Genomic DNA, 23,804 nt, shown 5'->3' with positions numbered 1-23,804 from the left:
CGGAGAGAGGGACGATGTCATCGACGGTTTCGCCAATCTCCATCGTTGCAAAAAGGCCGGCAGGGCGATGAGGGGCAGCGCCGACCTTGCAAGTTGGAACTTACGCCGCTGACTGCGGCAGGACGAACGGCATGTCTCCGGCCGGCAGCACGCCGACCCTCAGCCGGCAATCGAATACTTTTTCGATCAGATCGTCGCTCAGCACGTCCTGCGGTGAGCCGGTGGCGGCAAGCCTGCCGCGGTGCATGACGAAAATCCGGTCGGCATACATCGCCGTCAAATTAAGGTCGTGCAGGATGGCGACCACGCCGCCGCCCCTTCTGGCGAAATCGCGGGCGATGTTCATGATGATCAATTGGTGCGTGATGTCGAGGCTGGAAACCGGCTCGTCGAGGAAGAGATAGCGCGGTTTGCCGTCGAGGAGCGGCGCCCACACCTGGCAGAGCACACGGGCCAGTTGCACGCGCTGCTGTTCGCCGCCCGAAAGCTCCTGGTAGAAACGGCCGGCAAAGCCATCGAGATCGACCCGCGCCAGCGCCCGTTCGGGCAGGCGCTCGTCCTCGCCGGGCAGCGCGCCCGAGCGCCCGCCGAGCAGGCCGAGCCTGACGATCTCGCGCACCGTGAAGGGAAAGGACAACGTCGTCGCCTGCGGCAGCACGGCGCGCAGCATAGCTGCCTCGACAGGCTTCACCCCTGACAGGTCGCGGCCGTTGATGGTGACCGCACCCGAAAAGGCTAGATCGCCGGACAACGCCCTCAGGAAAGTCGTCTTGCCCGAACCATTGGGGCCGACGATGGCCGCGATTTCGCCAGGCCGTATGTCGAAATCGACATTGGCGACGATACGCTTGCCGCCGATCGCCACCGAGACATCCCGCGCTTCGATCATGCCCGCACTTCGATCATGAAAAGTCCTCTCACAGGTCCCCCCTCTCACATGTCAATGACGCCACGCTTGCGCAGCAGGATCCAGAGGAAGAAGGGAGCGCCGGCGATCGCGGTGACGATGCCGATCGGCAGCTCGGCCGGCGCCACGATGGTGCGGGCGACGGCATCGGCCAGAAGCAGCAGGCAAGCGCCAAGCAAAGCCGAGGCCGGCAGCAAATAACGGTTGTCCGGGCCGATAGCCAGGCGCAGCAGATGCGGCACGACGATGCCGACAAAGCCGATGCCGCCGCTGACGGCGACGGATGCCCCGACCGCCGCCGAAACGCCGACAATTGCAGTGTATTTCAGCCGCTGCACCGGGATGCCGAGATGGCCGGCGGTGGCTTCGCCCAGCGCCAGCGCGTTGAGGCCGCGCGCCAGGAACGGCATCGCCGCCAGCGCCAGCACGATCACAGGCCCGACGGAACCGATCTTTTGCCAGGTCGCGCCGGCGAGCGAGCCGAGTTGCCAGAAGGTCAGGTCGCGCAACTGCCGGTCGTCGGCCATGAAGATCAGGATACCGGTCAGCGCCATGGCAAGGGCCGCCAGCGCAATGCCGGCAAGCAGCATGGTGGCGACCGAGGTTCGGCCGTGCCTGGTGGCGACCTGATAGAGCACCAATGTCGTCGCCAGCCCGCCGCAGAACGCCGCCAGCGGCAGGGCGAGTGTGCCCAGCACCGCAATTACCGGCGCCAGCACCGTGGCGCCAAGCACGATGACGGCCACCGCGCCGAGGCTCGCTCCCGCCGAAACACCGATGAGACCGGGATCTGCCAGCGGATTGCGGAACAGCCCTTGCATCACCGCGCCGGAGACGGCAAGCGCTGCGCCGATCAGCACACCGAGGGTGACGCGCGGCAGGCGGATATCGTAGACGATCAGGCGGTCGCGCGCGCTCAGCGCCTCGCTGCCGGGTGCTGCACCCAACAGCCAGTCGCCAACGACGCTGACGGCCGAGGCATCGGATGCGCCTGAGGTCAGCGACAACAGGACGGCAACGGCAAGCCCCAGGCACAAGAGCAGGATGGCGATACGCGCACGCCCCGAACGGTCACCGTCGGATGCTGCCGCCATAGTGCCCGCACCAGCGATCGATTGATCCACCATTGGGCGCCCGCTCAGTCCGCGGCCTGCCCGCCATAAAGCGAGGCGGCAAGATCGCGGATGACGTCGGCGGTGCGCGGCCCGAAGCCGAGCAGATAGCCGCCATCCATGCGGATCACCTTGCGCGCCGCACCCGCCGGTGTCGACAATATGGCCGGGTTCGCGAACAATTCATCATCCGATGCGGCAGGGCCGGCGTTGTTCATCATCAGGATCACGTCGGGCTTGGCGGTGATAACAGCCTCGTCGGACAATTGCTTGTAGCCGGAGAAGCCGTCAACCGCGTTGACGCCGCCCGAAAGCTTGATGATGCCGTCAGCGGCAGTCTTGCTGCCGGAAGCGAGGATCTTGCCGCCCTGCATCGACAGCACGAACAGGACGCGCTTGCGGTCCTTGATCGAAACGGTCTGCTTTTCGGCGGCCTTCAGCTTGGCATCGATCTCGGCTGCCAGCGCATCGGCCTTGGCGTCGGCGCCAAGCGCCTTGCCGACGATGCGGATCTTTTCGAGAATGCCTTCATGGTCGTAGCGCTCGGGCACCTCGATGAACGGGATGCTCGTCTTCTTCAGCACATCGACGGTTTCCTTCGGCCCGCTGCCGTGCAGTGCCAGGATGCCCGACGGATTGACCGACAGCACACCTTCCGGCGACAACTGGCGCATGTAGCCGACGTCAGGCAGCTTGAGCGCCGCCTCGGGATAGCGGCTGGTCGAATCGCGAGCGACCAGCCGATCCTGCTCGCCGAGCGCAAAGACGATCTCGGTGATCGAGCCGCCGATGGCCGCAATCTTCGACGGGTCCGCAAAGACCTCCGTGCCATCGGTGGCACGGGCCGGCAGCAATGCGGCAAAGGCCAGGGAAAGGCCGATCGCGGCCCCAAGCGCCATTCTGAAAACACCCGCCCGTTTAAGCAAAGGAGCCATTGTCGTTGTCCTCAGGCTGCGGTCGGACTTGGAATGCGCGGCAGGTTCTCTGCCAGAAACCGCCAGTCCTCGCGTTCGCTTTCGCCTTCATGGCGCTTGCCGAAGAACTGGATGATCATCTTGCCGTCGGCGCCATAGGCTTCGAGAGACGTGACATGGCCGTCCTTGGTCGGCTTGCGCACGGCCCAGACCTCTTGGATGTGGTCGGTTCGCAGATGCAGGCGGAAAGTCTCATCCAGCACGTTAATCCATGGCCCCATCGGCTTGATCGACTTGATCGGGCCCGAATGGATCTGGATGCAGCCGCGATTGCCGACAAAGCACATGATCGGCATCTCACCCTCGGCGGCGTGATGAAACATGGCGTTCACGGCATCGTTGTCGAGCAGCCAGGCGTAATCCTGGCCGACCATGCGCATCGCCTGGCGGCGGTCGAGCTTCAGCGTCTTCAGCATGCCGAAGAACTGATGCACATCGGTCAGCCGGCTCCAGCGGTCGCGCAGATCGTCGACATCAGCGGAAGCGTCGGAAGTCTCGGCCTCGTCGGCAAATCCGCCTTCTGAAATCGCAACGGTCGGCTCCTGGTTCGGCGATTCGAGTTCTGCCACCAGCTTCTGATAGGAATAGAGGTTGGACGCGAGCCGCAGATGCACCTTGTGCACCGGCTCGCCTGACGCGTCGAAGAACTGCAGACTGCGCCTGATATCGCCGCCGTCGCGCTGTTCGACGGCAAAGCCGTGCGCCCAGACTTTCGGGAAGATGCGTAGGTCGATGTTCTCGCCAAGCACCATCGCATTGTGGTTGCCGGTGACGACTTTGTCGTAGACGCCGATCTTCTCGTGCACAGCGCTTTCGTTGCGGGTCAGCGCCATGACCTCGCCGACGGCCTCGAGGCCGGTAAGAAGATCGTTGACGCGCGGCTCGACGCGGACGACGCCGTCGCCGCAATGTGCGGCGACCAGCTCGGCCTCCGAAATGCCGAGCTCGGCGGCGAGATCGCGCTCGCGCGTCCTCGGATTGTCTGCCCGCGCCCGCCGGATCTCGTGCGGCGTGGGCTTTACGCGCTGGTCCATATCTTACTACCTACTTGTTGAGGATGAGCTTGCCCTGGCGGGTGATCTTCAGCCGATAGAGCGCTCCGTGATGCTCGATGCCGATCTCGTGCTCGCCCTGGAACAGCGTGTTGCTGGACAGGGTTCTCACCGTCAACGGAACCCGATCGAAACGAGCTGAATTGTCGTCGGAACGGCGGACGCGATAGCGAAAGTCACTGGGATTGTGCGTGTTCATCTGGTTCGATTCCTTTCCTGGGCCGGGCGTCTGGCTAGGCGTTGCGTAGATGCCGATTCATTTCTTGACTTGAATAATCATGTTTATTAGTCAGTGCAATACCGGACTAAATTAGTCAAGATTTAAGACGCCGGACACGACGAAAAATGCCAGCATGCGCCAAGCCAGCCAGCATCGAACCTGGAATTTTGGAGTTGGGGCATGGGGTTGGCGAATTGGGGACGGCTGGGTCTGGCGCATCGAGGTCCGGCGCATCGATCGATGGCAAAGGGGAATAGCCGCATTGCTGGCAGGTGCTGCAGCGATCGTGCTGCTCACCCCGTCGGCCAATGCTCAGTCGGCCAATACTCAACAGGCCGCCCAACCAGCAACAGACCAGCAGCAGGCCGAACAAGCGCAGACGCCTGAAGAGGCTGTGCCGGCCCCGGTAGGCGCGACGCTGCTCGACCAGATCCTGGTCATCAGCCGCACCGGCGAGACGGCGATCGATTCCCTGGCTTCGGCCAGCCATGTCGATCAGGAGCAATTGGAACGCCGCATGGCGACGACGCCTAACGAAATGCTGTTCGGTGTGCCGGGTGTAGCGGTCCAGTCAGACGCAAGGCGCGTCAGCTCCAGCATCAACATCCGTGGCCTGCAGGACTTCGGCCGTGTCGCGGTGATCGTCGACGGTGCGCGGCAGAATTTCCAGCGCTCCGACCACGGCACGCAATCGACCTTCTATATCGACCCGGAACTCGTCAACTCCGTCGATGTCATCCGCGGCCCGGTCGCCAACACCTACGGCTCGGGCGCCATTGGCGGCGTCGTCTTGTTCGAGACCAAGGACGCGGACGACTTTCTTCGCGACGGTGAGACATGGGCGGCATCCGCGACCGGGGGCTACGAGACCAATGGCGAAGGCTGGACGACCAGTGCTGCCGGCGCCTACCGTTTCAATGATAACTGGGATGTCCTCGGCAACATCGTCTACCGCGACTATGACGACTACAAGGATGGCGGCGGCGATACGGTGAACGGCACCGGCTTCGACGTTTTAAGCGGCCTTCTCAAGACGACCATCCGCCCCAGCGAAAACAGCGAACTAAAACTGGGCTGGAACGGCACGAGCGACGGCTGGAACGAAGTCAGCGGCGGCACGCCGGTGAATGACGTCGGCCTGGAGGCGAATACCTTCACGGCGCGCTACAACATCACCGATGAGGACAAAAGCTGGCTCGATCTCCACGTCAACGGCTCCTACAACAAGACCAAAATGGAGATGACAAGCCTCGTTTCGCAAAACCGGTTTGATCCAGTCACCGGTCTTCCCATCGTCCTGCCGGCGGGTTCGATGTCGACTTTCGATGTCGGCACTTCGGGCATCGACATCTGGAACACCTCGCGGTTCGAGACCGCCGGCATTGCGCACGAGCTGACCTATGGTGGCGACTGGATTGGCGACGACGTCGAGACGGGTGGCGCCGCAGGCGGCGACAGTTTCTATACCCCTTCGGGCAAGCGAAACGTTTCCGGCGCCTACATCCAGGACAAGCTCACCTGGGACTGGCTCGAAATTATCGCCGGCCTGCGCTACGACAGCTACAAGCTCGAAAGCGATGTCGGCGAAACCTCCGGCGATCGGCTGTCGCCGCGCATCACTGTCGGCGTCTCGCCGTTCGAAACCGCCAGCCTTTCGGGACTGCAATTCTACGGCACCTATGCGGAGGGATATCGCTCCCCGTCGCTGTCGGAAACCCTCATCAGTGGCAACCATCCGGCAGGCGTCAGCTTTCCGTTTCTCCCCAATCCCGATCTGAAGCCTGAAACCGGCAAGACCGTCGAATTCGGTATCAACTACAAGCAGGACGACATCGTCGAAGCCGGCGACGCGTTTCGTTTCAAGGCGGCCTACTTCAACAACGACGTCGAAGACTACATCGACGGCGTCACTCTGTCGGCCTTCGATCCGACCAGCGGCTGCCCGTTCGGCCCCGGCATCCCGATCTGCTTCCAGTACCAGAATTTTGCAAAGCCAAGATCCGCGGCTTCGAAATGGAAGGCATCTATGACGCCAGCTGTGGTTTCGCCGGGCTTTCGGCGTCGATCATCGATGGCCACACCATCTCCTATGACGGCGACCGCGCGGACCTCGTCACCGTCCCCTCTTCCCAGGTCACCGCGCAAGTCGGCTTCCGCTTTCTGGAGGACAAGCTGACTGTCGGCGGCGAGGTGCAGTACAATGGCAAGCCGAAGGGCAATCCAGTGGCCAAGGACTACACGCTGGTCAACGCCTTCGCCAGCTACCAGGCGACCGACAATTTCAAGGTCGATTTCCGCGCCGACAATTTGTTCGACGTCAAATACACCAACCCGTTGAATGCATCGGCCACGAGTGTAATTTACGAGCCCGGCGTCACGCTCAAGCTGGCGGCGACAATGCGGTTTGGAGGCTGACGACAATGAAACGCTTGACGGCATCGCTTCGCCTGCTGACCTCGGTGCTGGCGATGCCGCTTGTGCTGGGTCCGGCGTGGGCGCAACAGTCCGCGCCGGCCCCTGCTCTCACGCTTGAACTCAATGGCGCACAACCCTCCGACAAGGGCTGCCGTCTGACCTTCGTGGTCAACAACACGCTCGGCGCCGACCTCTCGAAGGCGGCGTTCGAGATCGCGCTGTTCAACGAGGCCGGCGTCGTCGACCGGCTGACCGTGCTCGACTTCAAGGACCTGCCGGCGGGCAAGACCAAGGTGACGCGTTTCGATCTTGCCGGCGCCGACTGCGCCAAGGTCAGCCGCGTGCTGATCAACAGCGCGACCGAATGCGCCGGCACCGGCATCCAGCCGGACGCTTGCATGCGTGGACTGAAGACCGAGACCAAGACCGGCATCGCCTTCGGGGTCTGAAAAGACGGTGGGACTGGAGCCCGCACCCGCACGAAACACACTTGCATGGCCGCTGGCCGGCCTCTTGCCGCCGGGAGCAAATGATCTTGATTTGACAAGCGGGTCGCGGCAGTTTCCGTTCCGCGACATGCGGGAAGTCAGTCCCCTCGCTAACGCCGGCGGCGAGCTGTTCATAGCACCGGCCGAGCTGCTGGCACAGGCGCCGCCATTTGCCCGGAACCGCAAGTGGGCGCTGGCGATTGTCACATCCTGCCTCCTCCACGCCGCCGTGGCGGCAGTTTTCCTCTTCTCGCCGGCCGGGACATTTGACTTCCAGGATGCCACTCAGTCGGAAGGCAGCGATCAATCGGGCGCCAACGTGGTTGGCAGCGCGCTGGATCGGGAAACGCCGGCAATCAAGGTCACATTGGTGCCGAACCCGCAGCCGAAACCAGCGGCGGCAAAGGCCCAGAAGCCGGTGCCGCCAACAAAGCCTCCTCAGCCCACCAAGGAAGTAACGAAGCAGCCCCTTGAGCCTCTGCCGGAAGCAGCCAAACAGTCGGCGGCCATCCCAGACATATTGGTGTCTAGGGCCCCCGATGACCAGAGTGTGGTCCCGAAGACGCCAGCACAGCCAACCGTTCAGACAGAAAGCACCGAGGCGCCTGCTGCGTTTGCCGGGCAGCCGCCGATCCCCAGCGCCAGGCCAAGCCCCGCAATGCCCCCTTCAGGAACAAGCGAAGCTGATGAGAAGCGCGGCACGGCAGATGGCCAGGACCGCTCTGCTCAGGCGGCGAGTAAGGGCAGGAAACAAAATGAAGCAGGTATCGCAGCGGAATCCAGCTACCGCAGCGACGTCATAAGAAAGCTCAGCCGTGTCAATCGCGGCGTCCCGCCGTCGGTGCAAGCAGCCGCACGCAACAATGCCGTTGTCACATTCGTCATTGGCAGTCGTGGCGGCATCAATGAGCTGCGCATCCTAGAGAGCTCTGGTTCGGAAGATTTCGATCAGGCCGTACTTGGCATCGTGCGGAAGGCAGCTCCCTTCCCTCCCATCCCGACAAAGGTCGGCAACAACCTGGTGTTTACAGGCGCGATCGGTCCGTTTTGAGGATCTTCGCCTCGTCGTTTCCATCTACGGTCACAGTTCGCCAATCCCGAAAGGACAACCAATGTACATCGCGATGAACCGCTTCAAGGTCCAGAACGGCTCAGAGGAAGCCTTCGAGGACGTCTGGAAGAACCGTGATTCGAGCCTTTCGGAGATGAAGGGTTTCAAGGAATTTCATCTGCTGCGCGGCCCAGTCAACGAGGCCGAAGGCTACACGCTGTTCGCCTCGCACACGGTGTGGGCGAGGCATGAGGATTTTGTCGCCTGGACCAAATCCGAGAACTTCCGCGCCGCGCACCGCAACGCCGGCTCCACCAAGGTGCACTATCTCGGCCATCCGCAGTTCGAGGGCTTTTCGGTCGTCGAGGGCGCGTAAGTAGGCGCCGTCGGCGAAGCTGCCAATCTCCCCCCTTGTGGGGGAGATTGGCTGTCACCTCGGCATTCGCCAATCTCCTGCCCGCGATGAGCGAGCCCTGGCCGACCTTCACGCCGCGGCCAAAAGGCTGGCATTGCCGCCCGCAGCCGTGGTGTCGACGCAGACGGCGCGCTCATGTGCATAGGTCGCCGGGTTGAGCACTTCGCTGACCAGCGGCACGATCGGGCCGGCGCGGTCGGCGATCACCTTGCGCACGATACGCGCGGCCTCGGGCGTGCCGGAAAAGGCGACGACATCGACACGCAGCGCGCGTGCCTCGACCGGGTCGGGCCGGCCGTCAATGGCCGCCAGCGGCAGGCCCTTGCCGGTCAGCGGCGACAGTGCCGCTGGCGCGCCGGGCGCGACGGCCAGCACCGCATTGCCGGCCGCCAGCGCCTGGATGGTCTGGGCAAGCAGCGTGTCGGCATCCGGTCCGAGGCAGAGCACGCGGCCGCGCGGCGACAGCGACAGCGTGTTGGCCTCGCCGGTCGGTCCGGGCAAATCGACCTGGCCGAAATCGATGCTGGCGGCGGCACCGATGGCCGCAGCACCCTTGCCGCGCAAATGCTTCCTCAGCACCGCCACCCGGTCCGCCCGCGTCGACCAGCCGCCCAGCGCCGGGTCCGGCAGATTGTCGGCGAGTTCGGTCGCCGTCACCTTGCGGCCGTCAAGTATAGGCGTGCCCGCCTGCGGCCCCTTGCGGAACCGCCTGAGATAGTGCGGCCCGCCGGCCTTCGGTCCGGTGCCGGAAAGCCCTTCGCCGCCGAACGGCTGCGAGCCGACGACGGCGCCGATCTGGTTGCGGTTGACATAGATGTTGCCGGCATGGATGCCGTCGACGAAATGCTGGGCGCGGCCTTCGATGCGGGTGTGCAGGCCGAAGGTCAGGCCATAACCCTTGCGGTTGATCGCGGCGATGACCCCGTCGATATCGTCGGCGTCGAAGCTGGAGACGTGCAGCACCGGCCCGAACACCTCGCGCTCCATGTCCTCGATGCCCTTGACCCGGAAGACATGCGGCGCCACGAAGCGGCCATCCTTCGGCGTTTCGAGCTTGGCGATCAGCCGGCCCTGCAGGCCCATGTCAGTGCAATAGTCGCGGATCGATTTTTGTGCCTCGTCGTCGATGACCGGGCCGACATCGGTCGAAATCCGCCAGGGGTCGCCGAGGCTGAGCGCTTCCATCGCGCCCTTCAGCATCTCCAGCATCTTCTTCTCGACGTCCTTCTGCACATAGAGCACACGCAGGGCCGAGCAGCGCTGGCCGGCACTCTGGAAGGCCGAGGCAAGGATGTCGCGAACCGCTTGTTCGGGAAGCGCGGTGGAATCGACGATCATGGCATTCAACCCGCCGGTCTCGGCGATCAGCATGGCATCGGGCGCTGCAGTCTCGGCCAGTTGCTTTTCGATCAGCTTGGCGACCTCGGTCGAGCCGGTGAAGCAGACGCCGGCAATGCGTGGGTCGGCGGTCAGTGGGCCACCGACCGAGGGGCCGTCGCCGGGCAGAAGCTGGATGACGTCTTCCGGCACACCGGCTTCGCGCAGCAATTCGACCGCGCGGAAGGCGATCAGCGGCGTCTGTTCGGCCGGCTTGGCGATGACCGAATTGCCGGTCACGAGTGCTGCCGCGATCTGCCCGGTGAAGATGGCGAGCGGAAAATTCCATGGCGAGATGCAGGCGATCGCGCCGCGCGCTTCCGTGCCGGGTTCGGCATTGGCAGCTTCGGCGGCATAATAGCGCAAGAAGTCGACCGCTTCGCGCACTTCGGCGACACCGTCGGCCAGCGATTTGCCGGCCTCGCGGCTGGCGAGCGCGAAGAATTCGACGGCATTGGCCTCATAGAGGTCGGCGGCGCGGTTGAGGATGGCGGCGCGCTCGGCGACAGGGCGTTTTGCCCATGTCGGCTGTGCCTCCACCGCGATGCGCACGGCGGTCGCGACCTGCTTGGCGGTGGCCTCGCTGACCGTGCCGACCACCTCGTCGGGCTTTGCCGGATTGACCACCGGACGCTGTTTGCCATAGCCGGCGGCCCGGGTGATTGGCTTGGCGTGCCAGCGGTCCGGGCCGGCAAACTCGGTCTTCGCCTTGTCGATCGCGGCCAGCGTCAGCGGATCGGTGATGTCGAACCCCTTCGAGTTGCGGCGGGCAGGACCGAAGATCGCCGACGGGCTGGGGATCGCCGGATTGGCGGCGGGACCCTGTTTCTCGACCGTTTCGAGCGGGTCGCGAGCAATATCCTCCGGCTCGACCTCCTCGTCGGTGAGCTGGTGGACGAAGGAAGAATTGGCGCCGTTTTCAAGCAGCCGGCGGACCAGATAGGCAAGCAGGTCGGAATGGGCGCCGACCGGCGCATAGATGCGGCAGCGCGTACCCTCGGCCCGCCGCGCCGTCTCGTGCAGCGCCTCGCCCATGCCGTGCAGGCGCTGGAACTCGAAGGAGTCACGATCCCCGGCCATCGACAGGATGGCGGCGACGGTGTGGGCGTTGTGGGTGGCGAATTGCGGATAGATGCGGTCGGTCATCGACAGCAGCTTTTTCGCGCAGGCGAGGTAGGACACGTCGGTGTTGGCCTTGCGGGTGAACACCGGATAGCCGTCGAGCCCGAGCGCCTGCGCCCGCTTGATCTCGGTGTCCCAATAGGCGCCCTTGACCAGCCGCACCATGATGGTGCGGTCGTGCTTCTTCGCCAGCGCATAGAGCCAGTCGATGACGAAGGCGGCGCGCGGACCATAGGCCTGGACGACAACGCCAAAACCGTCCCAGCCGGCGAGTTCCGGCTCCGCCAGCACCCGCTCGATTACGTCGAGTGACAGGTCGAGGCGGTCGGCCTCCTCGGCGTCGACATTGAGGCCCATGCGCGAATGGCGTGCCGCCAGCGCCAGCGACAAAAGCCGCTCGGCCATCACGGGCAGCATCTTTTCCTTCTGCGTCACTTCATAGCGCGGATGCAGCGCCGAAAGCTTGACCGAGATGCCGTGGTTCTGTCGGATGTCGGGACCATTGGCGCCGGCATCGAGCGACGAGATGGCGTCGGCATAGGCCTTGAGATAGCGCAAGGCGTCGGCCTCGGTGCGAGCCGCTTCGCCCAGCATATCGAAGGAATAGAGATAGCCTTTCTGGGTCATTGGCCGGCCGCGCTTGACGGCCTCGGCAATGGTGCGGCCGAGCACGAACTGCTCGCCCATTTCGCGCATGGCGGCAGCGACCGCCCTGCGGATGACCGGCTCGCCCAGCCGGCGCACCATGGCGCGCAGCGTGCCTTCGATGCCGTCCTCGCCTTCCTCGAGCACTCGACCGGTCAGCATCAGCGCCCAGGTCGACGCATTGACAAAGATCGAGCTCGAGCCGCCCGAATGCGCCGACCAGTCATGCGGCGCGATCTTGTCGGCGATGAGGTCGTCCATGGTCTCGGTGTCGGGTACCCGAAGCAGCGCTTCGGCCAGACACATCAGCGCCACGCCCTCCTTGGTGGAGAGGCCGTAAGCGGACAGGAAGACCTCCATCAACCGCGGATCGGACGAGCCGCGCACCGCCCGCACCAGATCGGCGGCGCGGGCCGAGATCGCCTTCCGCTCTTTCTCCGAAAGCCCTGTCGCTTCGGCCAGCCGCTTCACCGCCTCGTCTTCGTCGGGCAAATAATTGGCACGGATCTGCTGGCGGATGGCATCGAGCGCTGGCATGACGGTCCTGTAGAGCGAGCATCAGAGAGCGGTCCGGCGGTCACCGGACCGAATGGCGCAAGCTAGCACAAAGCGTGGTTTCGGTCGGTCCAAAGAAATCGACACGGCAGGTCGATTGAACTATCATGGGCCGGATTTTCCGCCAACTTGACCACAGAATCGATGAACGAAGACCAATTGGACCGCATCGACAGGAACATCCTGTCGGCGCTGGGCAGCGACGGCCGGCTTTCCATGTCGGAACTCGCGGCCAAGGTCGGCCTGTCGAAGACGCCGGTGCAGGCGCGGGTCAAGCGGCTGGAAAAGGACGGTATTATCCGCGGCTACCAGGCGATCATCGATCGCGAGCGCATGGGCGAAGGCCATGTCGCCTTCGTCCAGGTGAAATTGTCCGACACCCGCTCGGCCGCGCTCGACGCCTTCAACCGCGCCGTGCAGACGGTGCCGGAGATCGAGCAATGCCACATGATGGCGTCGAGCTTCGACTATCTCCTGAAAGTCCGCACCACCGACATCGCCGCCTACCGCCGCGTGCTCGGCGAGCGCATCTCCGCCCTGCCCCACGTCGCCCAGACCTCGACCTTCGTGGCGATGGAGACGGTGAAGGATCGGTAGGCGCGCTGGTGCGGTAACGAACCTTCGATGCCGGCGGGACAGCGCCCCCCTCTGTCCTGCCGGACATCTCCCCCACTTGGGGGGAGATCGGCGACTTCGGCGACAGTGCCCCTTTTCTTGAATGTTGAAATTGGCGAAAGCCGAGGGGACAGCCAATCTCCCCCCTCGTGGGGGAGATGTCCGGCAGGACAGAGGGGGGCGCGAAGGATCGCTACCGAGAAGCTTGTCCTTGGGTGCCTCACTCCGCCAGCGTCTTCAAAAACGCCACCAGCGCCGCGCGCTCGCGGTTCGAAAGCTGCAGCGGGTGGACCTCGGATACACCCTCGACACTGGCCGGCGCTTTCGAATAATGCGCCACCACCTCGTCGAGCGAGGAAAATTGCCCGGCATGCATGTAGGGCGCACGGGTGGCGGCGCCGCGCAGCGACGGCGTCTTGTAGGCGCGGACGAGTTCCGGTCCGGCCTTGACCATGAAGCGCAGCTCGCCACAGGCGCTGGCGTCGCCATCGCGAAACGCGCCGAAACAGTTGAACGGATCGGCCTCGACCTGCGCCACCGCGTCTATGCGGCCGCGATCCGGCGGCAGATTCGCCACCGGCGGCACGCCGGTGCTGTGAAAACCGCCGTCGGTGAAACGCGGCCCGGTATGGCACGTCACGCAATTGGCCTTGCCGATGAACAGTTTTAGCCCGAGGATTTCTTCGGGCGACAAGGCATCGTCGCCCTGCGGCGCCTGTATACCGGTATCCAAAGCGGCGGCGAACCGGTCGAAGCGCGTCTGCGGTCGCGCGATCGATCGCTCGAAGGCGGCGATCGCCTTGCCGATATTGGCGAAGACGCGGTTGACGTCCTCGGCTTGCGCATCGGACATGGCATTCCAGGCAGCCTTCTCGGCATCGCTGCCGAGCGGACTGGCATTGGCCGGCACATTTGAAAGGTCGGGCAGCGGCCCGAAGATGCGCTCGTAGCGCTCGCCGAATCGCGCCTTGATATAGTGCGCGTAGGCGGCGCGGTTGCCGGCCTGCTCCAGCGGATTTTCCAGCGGCGCCAGCGCCTGCGCCCAGAGACTGTCGCGCCGCCCGTCCCAGAAGAACCATGCGTCATGCGCAACGCTGGCCAGCGGCATGGTGCGCCGGTTGGTGCGGCCGACACCAACCGCTCGCGGCAGATCGTCCTGGAACTGCCGGTCGATCTTGTGGCAGGTCGAGCAGGAAACCTTGCCGTCGCCGCTCAGCCCGACGTCGAAGAACAGCGTCGCGCCGAGCGCGGCGGCGGCCGGCACATCGGCGAAGCGATTGGTGGTGTCGGTCTTCAGCGGCGGCAGCGCTGACAGCGCCAGCGAGGCGATGGTCTTCTTTTCGGCATCGGAAAACTCAGGCTTGCCGCAGCCGGCAAGCAGAGTCATCGCCAGCAGCGCAAAAAGTCGCGAAAAGCGGCTCATCTTGCTCCAGCGCTCAGAGCAACACATTGAAGACCACCGTGTCGGATCCGGCCGCCGCGGAAATGGCGAAATGCAGTTGCCACAATCCGCTCATTGTGAATTTCACCCCGCCGATGCGATAGCGGCCATCGCCCAGATAATCGGTCGCATGCGGGCTGGTCGGCAGACCGTGCCTGTGCTGCGGCATGCCGCCGGAAATCGTGATCGCAGCGCCCTCCACCGGGGTTCCCGCACCTGTCTTGAGGGTCAGCAGCCAGGATTGCAGTTCGCCTTGACGGACAACGCCCCGCTCCGGTTCGAAACTGGCCACGAACAATCCGTTCGCCGTCCTTTTCGAGTGGCCAATTTCGGAACCGGCAAGCCGGGGCGCTTGCGGCGCGGTCAGAAAGACGGCGGCGAGAATGCCGGCCAGCAAGGCAGCCAGACCAAGACCTGCCAGAACATAACGCCATAACGATGCCAAACCGTTTCCTCTTCCGGAGATAACGTCTCGCTGCGCAGCTTGCGTCCCGCCGTCCGCATGAGAAAACGCCGCTGGCGCAAAAATCCACCATGGCCAAGCATGGCGCTGCCGCTCACAAAAAGCTACAGCACCGGGTCTTGGTTTTGTGCATGTCGTTATCCCAAAACCGCTGCGCAAGCTTTCGGGCGACATGCATCAGGAGAGAGATTCATGACAGGAAACGGCGTCGCCTCGATCGGTGAATGCATGCTCGAACTTTCAGGCCAGGCGGGGCCGAACTGGCGCATGGGTTTTGCCGGCGACACGTTCAATACGCTGTGGGCGCTGCATGCGCTGAGCGGCGACCGGCCCGCGACCTATGTGTCGGCCTTCGGCGACGATCCGTTCTCGCGCGACCAGATCGGTTTCTTTGCGCAAAACGGCATCGGCATCGGCGCCAGCCCGATCATAACAGGCGCACGGCCCGGTCTCTATGCGATCACACTGACCGGCGCCGAACGCTCCTTCACCTACTGGCGCGGCGATGCGGCCGCAAGGCAGCTTGCCTCCGACGCGGCTGCCTTGGCGAAAAGCCTTGAAAATCAGGCGCTTGTTTACTTTTCCGGAATCACTTTGGCAATTCTGGATGACGCCGCGCGCAACACGCTGCTGACCGCGGTGGCCAAGGCGCGCGCCGCCGGTTCGCTTGTCGGCTTCGATCCCAACTACCGGCCGCGGCTGTGGCGCCGGCGCGAGGAAGCGCAGACCGCGATCCTCGATGCCCTCGCAGTCACCGACATCGCGCTGCCGACCTTTCCCGACGAGCAGATGCTGTTCGGCGACGCAGCGCCGCAAGCAACCGCGGAACGGCTGGGAAAGCTGGTCGGCGAAGTCGTCGTCAAGAACGGCGAGGAGCCGGCGCTGATCGCCGCAAACGGGACCCCGCAACCCGTTCCGGCCGTGCATGTCGCCGCCCCCGTCGACACGACCGGCGCCGGCGATTCCTTCAATGGCGCCTATCTCGCCGCCCGGCTTGCCGGCCATCTCCCGACCGAGGCTGTGCTGCGCGCGCATCGCGTCGCCGCAGCTGTCGTCCAGGTGCGCGGCGCGCTGGCGCCATTCGAGACGTTAAGGGCGGCGTTCGAAGTTTAATGCATGTCGCGCAAAAGCTTGCCCTCGGGCCCGACCCAGGGCCCGACCCGAGGGTGCGCAGCGGTTTTGCGATAACGACATGCATAAAAACAAGAACTAAAGCGCGTTGCATGAATCCATTCAAACGCGACGCGCTTTAGGATCAAAACGCAATCAGACTGGCTGCCGCCAACGGCTGACAAGCTTGCAGCCAAAGGCGATCGCTATCCGCGCTTTTCGATGACGCCATACAGGACGTTGCGGTTCTCGCCAAAGAACACCTGCGCCTCGACGGTGTTGCGGTCGACGCTGGCGTTGATGATGTTCCACATATCGACTTCCGACCGCAGCAGCAACACCCAGTTCATGAACGTCTCCCGGTAGCCGGCGTCAGGGTTGCCCTCTGCATAGTTCGCGAAAAGGAACTTCCCGTTCGGCTTCAACATCTGCAGGCAGGTTTTCGTGAGCTTCACGGCGACGTTGTGCGCAAGGTAGTCGTAAAGGCCGGAGGCGTAGATGAAGTCGAACTTGCCAAGCTTGTGACCCCGCATGAGCACGGTTCGTACCGAACCGTCGATGGCCTCTACCGCGGTGCCCTGGAAGTCGCGCGTGATCAATCCAACGCTCTGAGGATCCTGATCGAGCGCAACCCAGCGCTTGAGACGGCCCTCCTGCAAGGCGGTCGAGCGATTGGCCTCCCTTAAATGGCCGGCCGCAATCGCCAGGACCTCGGCTTCTGGTCCATTCCTGGTCGCAATCTCATCGACATATCGGGTTAAAAGATCGCGTCGTTCCCGGGCCGCGACGCACGACGGTACATCCTTGGTATGGCTATAGAGCGCCTTGCCGATTTCCGAGGCGTTTGCCACGCTCTCGGCCACGTGCGGATCACAATAGATGTAGTCGAGCAACTGCGCGTCGCCAGAATAACCTCTGGGCTTGTCATGGGACCACCGCGTAAGCGGATCCTCAAGAAAGTACTCCAGGACCGGGTGATTCCGCACTACCGGTATCAATGCTTGCCAAACGTCAGGATGAACCTTGGAACGCATTGCTTCGAGATACGACATCAGACGGCGAATGATCTCCGCGGGGTCCTTTCGTTGCTCGACTTGCTGATGTGTCGTGTGGAGAATGAGCGCAAGCTCTACGCGAGCGGTTTCGAACGCTTCGCTGTGAGGCTCGAGCTTTCTTCGAGGGAGACTGGCGGCGATCATCTCGGCAGTAATCAGACTTTTGCCATCGAGGATGGTTGCCACCACATAACTCCATAGTTACAATTAACTAGATATTAGCTAGATATTGCGTAAAATTTTATCTTTGCCAAGCCACATCTCCAGCATTTTAGCGATGTCGTTAATTTCCCGCCAACCATGCTGGTTCTTTGGACGCCTCGCGGGTCGGATTCCGGATACGAGTTAACGAAAACCTATTTGCGCGACTGCATATTGTTGCGAGGCGCCGCAATCGCTGTCGCGCCCGAGGAGTCGGCCGGCATTGGGGGCAGAAGCTAGAAATGAGTTCGGAATACAAAGCCCCGTTCAAATGGGGTTTGTGGTGACGAACGAATGCGCGTCATCCGCATTGGCCGATATAGCCCATGCGGAACCGTTCGAACCGCGCTACGAGCCGCGGTCCGACGAGCTCCGCAACCTCTACCGAGAGGAAGGCCAAGCGAAGCGAAGAATGGACGCCAGGCCAGGGCTTTGGATCGCCGTTGCCATCTATCTGCTGTTTTCGGCAACGGATCTGCTGCTGATTCCGGACGTGGCACTCTATACGATCACGGCACGCTTCGCGGTCGGAGTGACTGCACTCTCGATCCTGGAAGCACAACTTCGCCAGGGAGTCGGAACGGAATGGATTGACGTGACTTGCGCTGGAGCCATCATCTTTGGCTATGTTGGGTGGCTGTGCCCAGCGGTCATGGGTGCGGACAAGGAAAGCGTCTCGTATTATATGGTCTTTGGCACCATCTTCATGATGAGCGCCAATCTCTTCTTCACGTTTAAATTCAGCCTGTCTATTGTAACTTCTGCAATAATTTTGGTAATATTGTATGTCGTAAACTATTTTGTGCCGTCTACATTAATGTACAAAATGGTATTTGGAGCTTTCTACATTTCATGCTTCACATTTACGTCTTACGTAAACTGGAAGCTGAACGAGGAACGCTACAACGTCTTCCTGAATGCCCTCGAAGCCAAAATCCAGCACAAGGAGGCCACCGAGCGCGGACAGGCGCTGTTGAATCTGTCGAGAACCGATCCGCTTACGGGTCTGGAGAATCGGCGGGCGATTGACGAGAAGCTGCGGGACTACTGGAGCGACTGGCAAAGGTCTGGCAGAAGTTTTGTGGCGATCCTCATCGACGTGGACTTCTTCAAAAGGTTCAATGACTATTACGGACATCAAGAAGGCGACCGCTGCCTGATTCTTGTCGCCAATGCCCTTGCCGAGATGATTAAGCAGTACAATGGCTCAATCGGCCGCTACGGCGGTGAGGAATTCATTGTCCTGGCTCGCATGGAGAAAAGAGAACAGGTCGCGGATATTGCCGAAGCCATTCGAAGCACGGTGGAGAACCTCGCGCTTCCCCACGAGCAGCGCAGAGACGGTATCTCGGTTGTGACGGTGAGCGTTGGCGCTGCAGTCACCAGGCCGCAGATTGGCGCCAAGCTGGAAAAAATCATCCACGAGGCCGATCGCGCGCTCTATCTGGCAAAAGCAGGCGGTCGAAATTGTACATGGCTGTTCGATCCAAACGATCCCCAGAGCAGCGACGAGAGCGAGAATATTGCGGCTTTGCTGAAGATCGCGATCGGCCAGGACCTCGTTTCACTCGTTTACCAGCCTATCCAGAATATCGCGTCGGGCCGAGTTGAAGCCGTCGAGGCTCTGATGCGCCTTAGAATGCTGGACGGTACATCGGTGCCGCCGAGCCTCTTCATTCCCGTCGCGGAACGAACTGGTGCGGTCCTGGCGCTCGGGCGCTGGGCAATAAGGACAGTATGCACTGAGCTTCTGGCGGACGATCACGTCCGTGTCGTCAGCGTCAACGTCTCTCCGATTCAGCTCAAGACGCCCGGCTTCGCGGCTTCTGTTGCGACCATTTTGAGCGAGACTGGCGTAGCCGGCAGCAGGCTGGCCCTCGAAATCACCGAAGGGCTGGAGATGGAGATGCACTCCGGCATTCTTCGCTGCATCAGCGACCTGAAGCTGCTAGGGATCAGGATATGGCTTGATGACTTCGGGACCGGCTTCGCTGGCCTGTCGTGGCTTCGTCTCATCGATTTCGATACGGTGAAGGTCGACCGCTCGTTTCTGCATGACTGCGGCACCCCGAGGGGCAAGGCGATGCTGCAAGACATTATTGCCCTGGTCCGAAATCGCGGCCATAAAATCCTGGTCGAAGGGGTCGAAACCGACGAGCAGATGGCCCTTCTACGCGAATTTGACATAGATAAAATCCAGGGCTTCCACGTCGGCCGCCCTGCTCCCGCCGCCAGTTTCCGGGCGAGACCGATCACCTACAAACGCCCATTTTCGGTCGTTAAGTCCGCATGAACAGCGGCGGAGCGATCTGAGCTCCTGCAAGCGATCACCCCGCGCTCCCTCTGCAGATGATCCAGCGGCTGGCCGAGAATCTTGCCGTTTGAAATCGGCCAGCGGGAACGAGCACAGGGCGCCATTAGCGGTCGTTGCTGACCCTCTCATTCAATGTCGACAGTTCGTGGAGAAGCCGTCGTTCCAGGTCCGTCTTAGTGCTTTGCTCAACGTGGCCAGCGGTCGACTTCGCAACAGAAGCATGATTGTGAGTCGCGATGCGAAGTGGTTGTTCCCGTTGGTTGCTTGTAAGGAGCAAATTCGCACCACATCAATTTGCCGACGGCCCCTCCCCGAATAGATGCGGTTGCGAGTCGATTGCGAAACAATCCGTTTAATGCTAATGCAAATCATTCTCATTTGCATTTGTGGTGACGGTTATGTCCGAGGTCAGCATGTGGTTCCGCGAAAAGATCAGCAGGCGTGGACTGCTGTGGGGCGGCCTAGCGGCGGCCGGAGGCTCGGCGATAGCGGGAACGGCGGCTGGCCAATCGGCCCATTCCGGCCATGGGGCCACGTCGGCCGCGGGCGCTGCACCGCCTCCAGCGCATTTGGCCGCCCACGGATCGATGATCACCGTCGGAGACGTGGACAACGAGCGCAACGGTTTCGATCCTTCCCGGATGGTGACGGACTGGGAAACGGGCTCGGTGTCGACGCTTCCCGACGGACGAATCCTTCGGACTTTCGAGATCGAGGCGGTTGACAAGGAAATCGAAATCGCGCCGGGGATCATGTTCCCGGCCTGGACCTACAACGGGCGGGTGCCCGGGCCTGCGCTCAGGGCGACCGAAGGCGAGCACCTGCGGATGGTCTTCCGCAACTCCGGCTCGCATCCCCACTCCATGCACTTCCACGGCATCCATGCCGCAAGGATGGACGGCGTCCCCGGTGCAGGCTTGATCGATCCGGGAGAAGAATTCGTCTACGAGTTCGACGCCAGGCCCTTCGGCTGCCATCTCTATCACTGCCATGCGCTGCCCCTGAAGCGGCATATCCACAAGGGCATGTACGGCCTTTTCGTCATCGACCCGGATCCGGCCCGCCATCCGGAGCTTGCCGATGTCGCCCGTTCCCGCTTGCTCGGCACGCCCGAGAACGCCGAATGGCAGGAATTCGCCATGGTGATGAACGGCTTCGACACCAACTTCGACAACGGGAACGAAGTCTATGCGGTGAATACCGTCGCACACGCCTACATGAAGCGGCCGATCAGGATCGTCCGCAACCGCCCAGTCCGCATCTATCTGGCCAATGTCGTCGAGTTCGATCCCATCAACTCGTTCCACTTGCACGCCAACTTCTTCGACTATTTCGAACAGGGGACGACGCTCACGCCGACCTTGAGGACGGTCGACTTGATCACTCAGGTGCAGGCGCAGCGGGGAATCCTCGAGTTTACCTACAAGGATCACGAGACCGGTCTCTACATGTTCCACCCGCATCAGTCGGAGTTCACCGAACTCGGCTGGACGGGCATGTTCGACGTGGTGGAGGCGGTCGCATGAACGAGGTCTCGCACATCGCCGCCGCCGACCCGACCGCTCCCGTCGGCTCCGGAAAATCGCGCGCCGCTTTGCTGTGGCTGATCCTGCCGCTGGCCGCCCTCGGCCTGGCGATCACCTGGCTAGTGGTCTCTGACCCGCTCAGAAACTTCGGGAACGGCGCTCCGCCTGTGGAGAGCCTGACTTTCGAGCGGACGATCCTTTCGTCCGACGGCATCCGTGTCCTGGTCCGCGCCGGTGGCTCGGAGCCGATGACGATCGCCCAGGTCCAGGTTGACGACGCATACTGGCAGTTCACGCAGGAACCCGCAGGACCGCTCGCCCGCGGCGCTACGGCATGGATCCACCTGCCCTTCCCCTGGGTGCTGGGGGAGGCGCATGCCATCAACATCGTCACCAAAACCGGAGCGACGTTCGGGCACGAGATCGCGGTCGCCGTGCCTACCCCGACGCGGGATGCAAGGAGCCTCGCCTCCCAGGCGCTGCTAGGCGTGTTTGTCGGCCTTGTTCCAGTCGCCATCGGAATGATGTTTTTTCCAGCGCTGCGCGGAGTCGGCCGCAACGGCATGAATTTCCTGCTCGCCCTGACTGTCGGCCTGCTGGCGTTCCTGTTAGTCGACGCCACGGCTGAAGCTTTCGAACTGGCGGCCGAGTCCGCCGCAATATTCCAGGGACAGGCCATGGTCGTCCTCACAGCCGCTGCGAGTTTCCTCCTGCTGATGGCGGCCGGCCGCCGCGACGGAGTGCCGACCGGACTTGCGCTCGCCACCTTCATCGCGCTTGGAATCGGCCTGCACAATCTTGGCGAGGGGCTGGCCATCGGCGCTGCGTTCGCGGCAGGCGCGGCCGGATTGGGCACTTTCCTGGTGTTGGGCTTCATGCTGCACAACATCACCGAAGGCATCGGCATTTCCGCGCCGATGCTGAAGAAGCGCCCGCCTCTGTGGACCTTCGTCGGCTTGGCGCTTCTGGCGGGCGGTCCCGCCGTCATCGGCCTTTGGATCGGAAGCCTGGCCTATGCGCCGCAGTGGTCGGCGCTGGCTCTCGCGGTCGGAGCGGGAGCCATTCTGCAGGTCATCGTCGAGGTCACTGCGTACCTGATGAGGTCGGACGGGAGAGGCCCTGCGGCGCTTACGGCGCCAGCCACGATGGCGGGATTGGCCGCAGGCGTCTCGTTCATGTATGTGACCGCTATGCTCGTCAAAGTCTGATCTGCCGCGGCGACAGCTTGTCCGGTCGCTCCTGCCGGATTGTCGCCTGTGAACTGCGGGCGCGGAGATCGGTTGCGGCAAATAAAAAAAAAAAGGTCGGCTTGGGTCCAACGTGCGTCGCCCCGGCTACCCGGCGTCAATCGACCGACAACCTTGCCGTTTGAGTCGGCCGGGCGAGCACAGAGCGCCGGTTCCGGACATTCGCGACCGCTCCTCGTAGCGGAGCTTCGCGCTACGGTCGCGATCGGGGACCCTCAGACCGACCGCCGCCGCCCGTCGGATCCACCGGACCAGGCCTGGCTCATTGCTTCGTGTTCGCCTCCCGGAACGCCGCCTCTCCGGCGTCCGACACCTCGGCCCACTTCTTGTCGGCCGCTGGATCCGCGGCGTAGCTGTCATGCCAGTTCCACCACTTGTAGGTCGGGGTCTGGGGATAGCCCTCGGGCGAGTCCTCCCAGACCTCCTGCCGGCCCAGCGGGGTGATGTCGAGGTAGTTCCAGGTGCCTCCCATCTGCTCGTCGCCGCGGTTGTTGATGAAGTAGGTACGGAATACGCGGTCGCCGTCGCGGATGAACACGTTGTGGCCGTGCCACTCGTCCACGCCGAAATCGGCGTCGAAGCTGTCGGTGAGAGTGAACCACGGCATCTCCCAGCCCATCCGCGCCTTCAGCCGCGCGATATCAGCCTGAGGCGCACGCGAGACGAAGACAAGGGTGGTGTCACGGGCGTTCAGGTGGGCGACGTGGGCGACCTGGTCGGCCACCAGGGAGCAGCCGCGGCAGGCGTGGTCGGGCCAGCCGAACACTCCCGGCTCGAAGAAGGCGCGGTAGACGATCAGCTGACGCCGACCGTCGAACAGGTCGAGCAGGCTGGCCTTTCCGTCAGGCCCCTCGAACGCATAGGTCTTCTCCACCGCCATCCACGGCATCCGCCGGCGCTCGGCGGCCAACGCGTCACGGGCGCGGGTCTGGGCCTTTTCCTTCACGAGCAGCTGCTCGCGGGCCGCCTCCCACGCCTGCGGCGACACGACCGGTGGTGTGTGCATGGCAGTCTGTCCGCTTTTCCGTCCGCTCTTGGCTAATGAAGTCATGGCTTTGATACCTCCTGATCTGGGCGAATTCCCGCGCCTCATGGCTGAAACGCGGTTCCATTCGCTGCTCATCGCTCGTTTTTTCGGCATGAGGTAGTTTGGCACCGGAAAGCGAACAGTGGGAGTAACAAGTGTGGCGCTATTCCGATGCCGTCTTGACCGGCCAGCATCTGAAACCCTCCGCACGAAAAGACATCGGCATTTCAGATAGTTCCATCGGAACAAGAAAGCGGTACGGGACGTTACTTGAGGTCGGGGATACCGTCACGAGTAACACACTGGCCACAGCGGCGGACACGGCTGAGCACTTAAAGGAACGAACCACCGGCAAACTCAGGACGTTTGCCAAACGCAATTCGCAACTCGACGGAAACGCAGTTTGATCGCCAGCGTCCTCGGTCCCACCCCGAACACCAGATTGTCCGGCCGAACACGAAGCTCCGAAATG

Annotated in this window: 19 protein-coding genes and 1 pseudogene; 10 read left to right on the top strand and 10 right to left on the bottom strand. The window is 62.8% G+C overall.

Translation table 11 applies throughout. The features are described 5' to 3' along the window. Nucleotides 1–100: 100 nt before the first annotated feature. From AC0NIE_RS19230 to hemP, 5 genes are read right to left on the bottom strand one after another with little or no spacing between them, the layout of a single operon-like run. Entirely contained in the window at nt 101–889 is a 789-nt protein-coding gene (locus AC0NIE_RS19230) for a heme ABC transporter ATP-binding protein (protein WP_473486518.1), read from the bottom strand. 44 nt (nt 890–933) lie between these two features. Continuing rightward, nucleotides 934–2,034 (bottom strand): FecCD family ABC transporter permease, encoded by a 1,101-nt coding sequence (locus tag AC0NIE_RS19225; RefSeq protein WP_473486519.1) that lies wholly within the window; start codon nt 2,032–2,034, stop codon nt 934–936. 11 nt (nt 2,035–2,045) lie between these two features. Then, entirely contained in the window at nt 2,046–2,954 is a 909-nt protein-coding gene (locus AC0NIE_RS19220; protein WP_473486520.1) for a heme/hemin ABC transporter substrate-binding protein, read from the bottom strand. 11 nt (nt 2,955–2,965) lie between these two features. Beyond that, nucleotides 2,966–4,027, bottom strand: coding sequence for a hemin-degrading factor (locus AC0NIE_RS19215; RefSeq protein ID WP_473486521.1), 1,062 nt, complete (start codon nt 4,025–4,027; stop codon nt 2,966–2,968). Between the two features lie 10 nt (nt 4,028–4,037). Continuing rightward, nucleotides 4,038–4,244, bottom strand: a complete 207-nt coding sequence (gene hemP, locus AC0NIE_RS19210) for a hemin uptake protein HemP (RefSeq protein WP_095486642.1) — start codon at nt 4,242–4,244, stop codon at nt 4,038–4,040. Nucleotides 4,245–4,398: 154 nt separating this feature from the next. Here hemP and AC0NIE_RS19205 point away from each other — a divergent pair. The 4 genes and pseudogenes from AC0NIE_RS19205 (at nt 4,399) to hmuQ (ending at nt 8,595) form a co-directional block, all read left to right on the top strand. Continuing rightward, a pseudogene (locus tag AC0NIE_RS19205) lies at nt 4,399–6,680 on the top strand (TonB-dependent hemoglobin/transferrin/lactoferrin family receptor). 5 nt (nt 6,681–6,685) lie between these two features. After that, nucleotides 6,686–7,129 carry a hypothetical protein gene (locus tag AC0NIE_RS19200; RefSeq protein WP_473486522.1) on the top strand — a complete coding sequence of 148 codons (444 nt, stop codon included), beginning with the start codon at nt 6,686–6,688 and terminating at the stop codon, nt 7,127–7,129. Nucleotides 7,130–7,193: 64 nt separating this feature from the next. Beyond that, complete coding sequence (locus AC0NIE_RS19195; RefSeq protein WP_473486523.1) at nt 7,194–8,219, top strand: TonB family protein; 1,026 nt, start codon at nt 7,194–7,196, stop codon at nt 8,217–8,219. Nucleotides 8,220–8,280: 61 nt separating this feature from the next. Next, nucleotides 8,281–8,595: a heme-degrading protein HmuQ gene (hmuQ, locus tag AC0NIE_RS19190; RefSeq protein ID WP_473486524.1), complete on the top strand. Its 315-nt coding sequence runs from the start codon at nt 8,281–8,283 to the stop codon at nt 8,593–8,595. A 108-nt stretch (nt 8,596–8,703) separates the two neighbouring features. Here the strand turns inward: hmuQ and putA are convergent, their stop codons facing one another. After that, the gene (gene putA, locus AC0NIE_RS19185; protein WP_473486525.1) at nt 8,704–12,315 is read right to left on the bottom strand and encodes a bifunctional proline dehydrogenase/L-glutamate gamma-semialdehyde dehydrogenase PutA; all 3,612 of its coding nucleotides are present in this window, start codon (nt 12,313–12,315) and stop codon (nt 8,704–8,706) included. Nucleotides 12,316–12,477: 162 nt separating this feature from the next. Between putA and AC0NIE_RS19180 the strand changes: the two genes are divergently transcribed. Beyond that, nucleotides 12,478–12,930, top strand: coding sequence for an Lrp/AsnC family transcriptional regulator (locus AC0NIE_RS19180; RefSeq protein ID WP_123150538.1), 453 nt, complete (start codon nt 12,478–12,480; stop codon nt 12,928–12,930). Between the two features lie 238 nt (nt 12,931–13,168). On the opposite strand, the gene AC0NIE_RS19175 is transcribed toward AC0NIE_RS19180, so the two are convergent. Next, nucleotides 13,169–14,371: a cytochrome-c peroxidase gene (locus AC0NIE_RS19175; protein ID WP_473486526.1), complete on the bottom strand. Its 1,203-nt coding sequence runs from the start codon at nt 14,369–14,371 to the stop codon at nt 13,169–13,171. A 13-nt stretch (nt 14,372–14,384) separates the two neighbouring features. Beyond that, the gene (locus tag AC0NIE_RS19170; RefSeq protein ID WP_473486627.1) at nt 14,385–14,834 is read right to left on the bottom strand and encodes a FixH family protein; all 450 of its coding nucleotides are present in this window, start codon (nt 14,832–14,834) and stop codon (nt 14,385–14,387) included. A gap of 210 nt (nt 14,835–15,044) precedes the next feature. Between AC0NIE_RS19170 and AC0NIE_RS19165 the strand changes: the two genes are divergently transcribed. Further along, nucleotides 15,045–15,965, top strand: coding sequence for a sugar kinase (locus AC0NIE_RS19165; RefSeq protein ID WP_473486527.1), 921 nt, complete (start codon nt 15,045–15,047; stop codon nt 15,963–15,965). A gap of 203 nt (nt 15,966–16,168) precedes the next feature. Here the strand turns inward: AC0NIE_RS19165 and AC0NIE_RS19160 are convergent, their stop codons facing one another. Beyond that, on the bottom strand, nt 16,169–17,203 hold the full coding sequence (locus tag AC0NIE_RS19160; RefSeq protein ID WP_473486528.1) for a class I SAM-dependent methyltransferase: 1,035 nt from the start codon (nt 17,201–17,203) through the stop codon (nt 16,169–16,171). A 286-nt stretch (nt 17,204–17,489) separates the two neighbouring features. Here AC0NIE_RS19160 and AC0NIE_RS19155 point away from each other — a divergent pair, with 286 nt between their 5' ends. The 3 genes from AC0NIE_RS19155 (at nt 17,490) to AC0NIE_RS19145 (ending at nt 22,266) form a co-directional block, all read left to right on the top strand. Beyond that, on the top strand, nt 17,490–19,511 hold the full coding sequence (locus tag AC0NIE_RS19155; RefSeq protein WP_473486529.1) for a putative bifunctional diguanylate cyclase/phosphodiesterase: 2,022 nt from the start codon (nt 17,490–17,492) through the stop codon (nt 19,509–19,511). 419 nt (nt 19,512–19,930) lie between these two features. After that, on the top strand, nt 19,931–21,058 hold the full coding sequence (locus AC0NIE_RS19150) for a multicopper oxidase domain-containing protein (protein ID WP_473486530.1): 1,128 nt from the start codon (nt 19,931–19,933) through the stop codon (nt 21,056–21,058). Continuing rightward, nucleotides 21,055–22,266 (top strand): ZIP family metal transporter, encoded by a 1,212-nt coding sequence (locus tag AC0NIE_RS19145; RefSeq protein ID WP_473486531.1) that lies wholly within the window; start codon nt 21,055–21,057, stop codon nt 22,264–22,266. Before AC0NIE_RS19150 ends, AC0NIE_RS19145 begins: the two co-directional genes overlap by 4 nt. 301 nt (nt 22,267–22,567) lie before the next feature. Here AC0NIE_RS19145 and AC0NIE_RS19140 read toward each other — a convergent pair whose 3' ends face one another. After that, nucleotides 22,568–23,356, bottom strand: coding sequence for a DUF899 domain-containing protein (locus AC0NIE_RS19140; RefSeq protein WP_473486532.1), 789 nt, complete (start codon nt 23,354–23,356; stop codon nt 22,568–22,570). Nucleotides 23,357–23,487: 131 nt separating this feature from the next. Here AC0NIE_RS19140 and AC0NIE_RS19135 point away from each other — a divergent pair, with 131 nt between their 5' ends. After that, nucleotides 23,488–23,739, top strand: a complete 252-nt coding sequence (locus tag AC0NIE_RS19135) for a hypothetical protein (RefSeq protein WP_473486533.1) — start codon at nt 23,488–23,490, stop codon at nt 23,737–23,739. Nucleotides 23,740–23,804: the final 65 nt, after the last annotated feature.

This window comes from Mesorhizobium sp. WSM4842 (assembly GCF_055901575.1).
The sequence above is the reverse complement of the archived record's forward strand: the minus strand, read 5'-3'. Positions and strand labels throughout refer to the sequence as shown.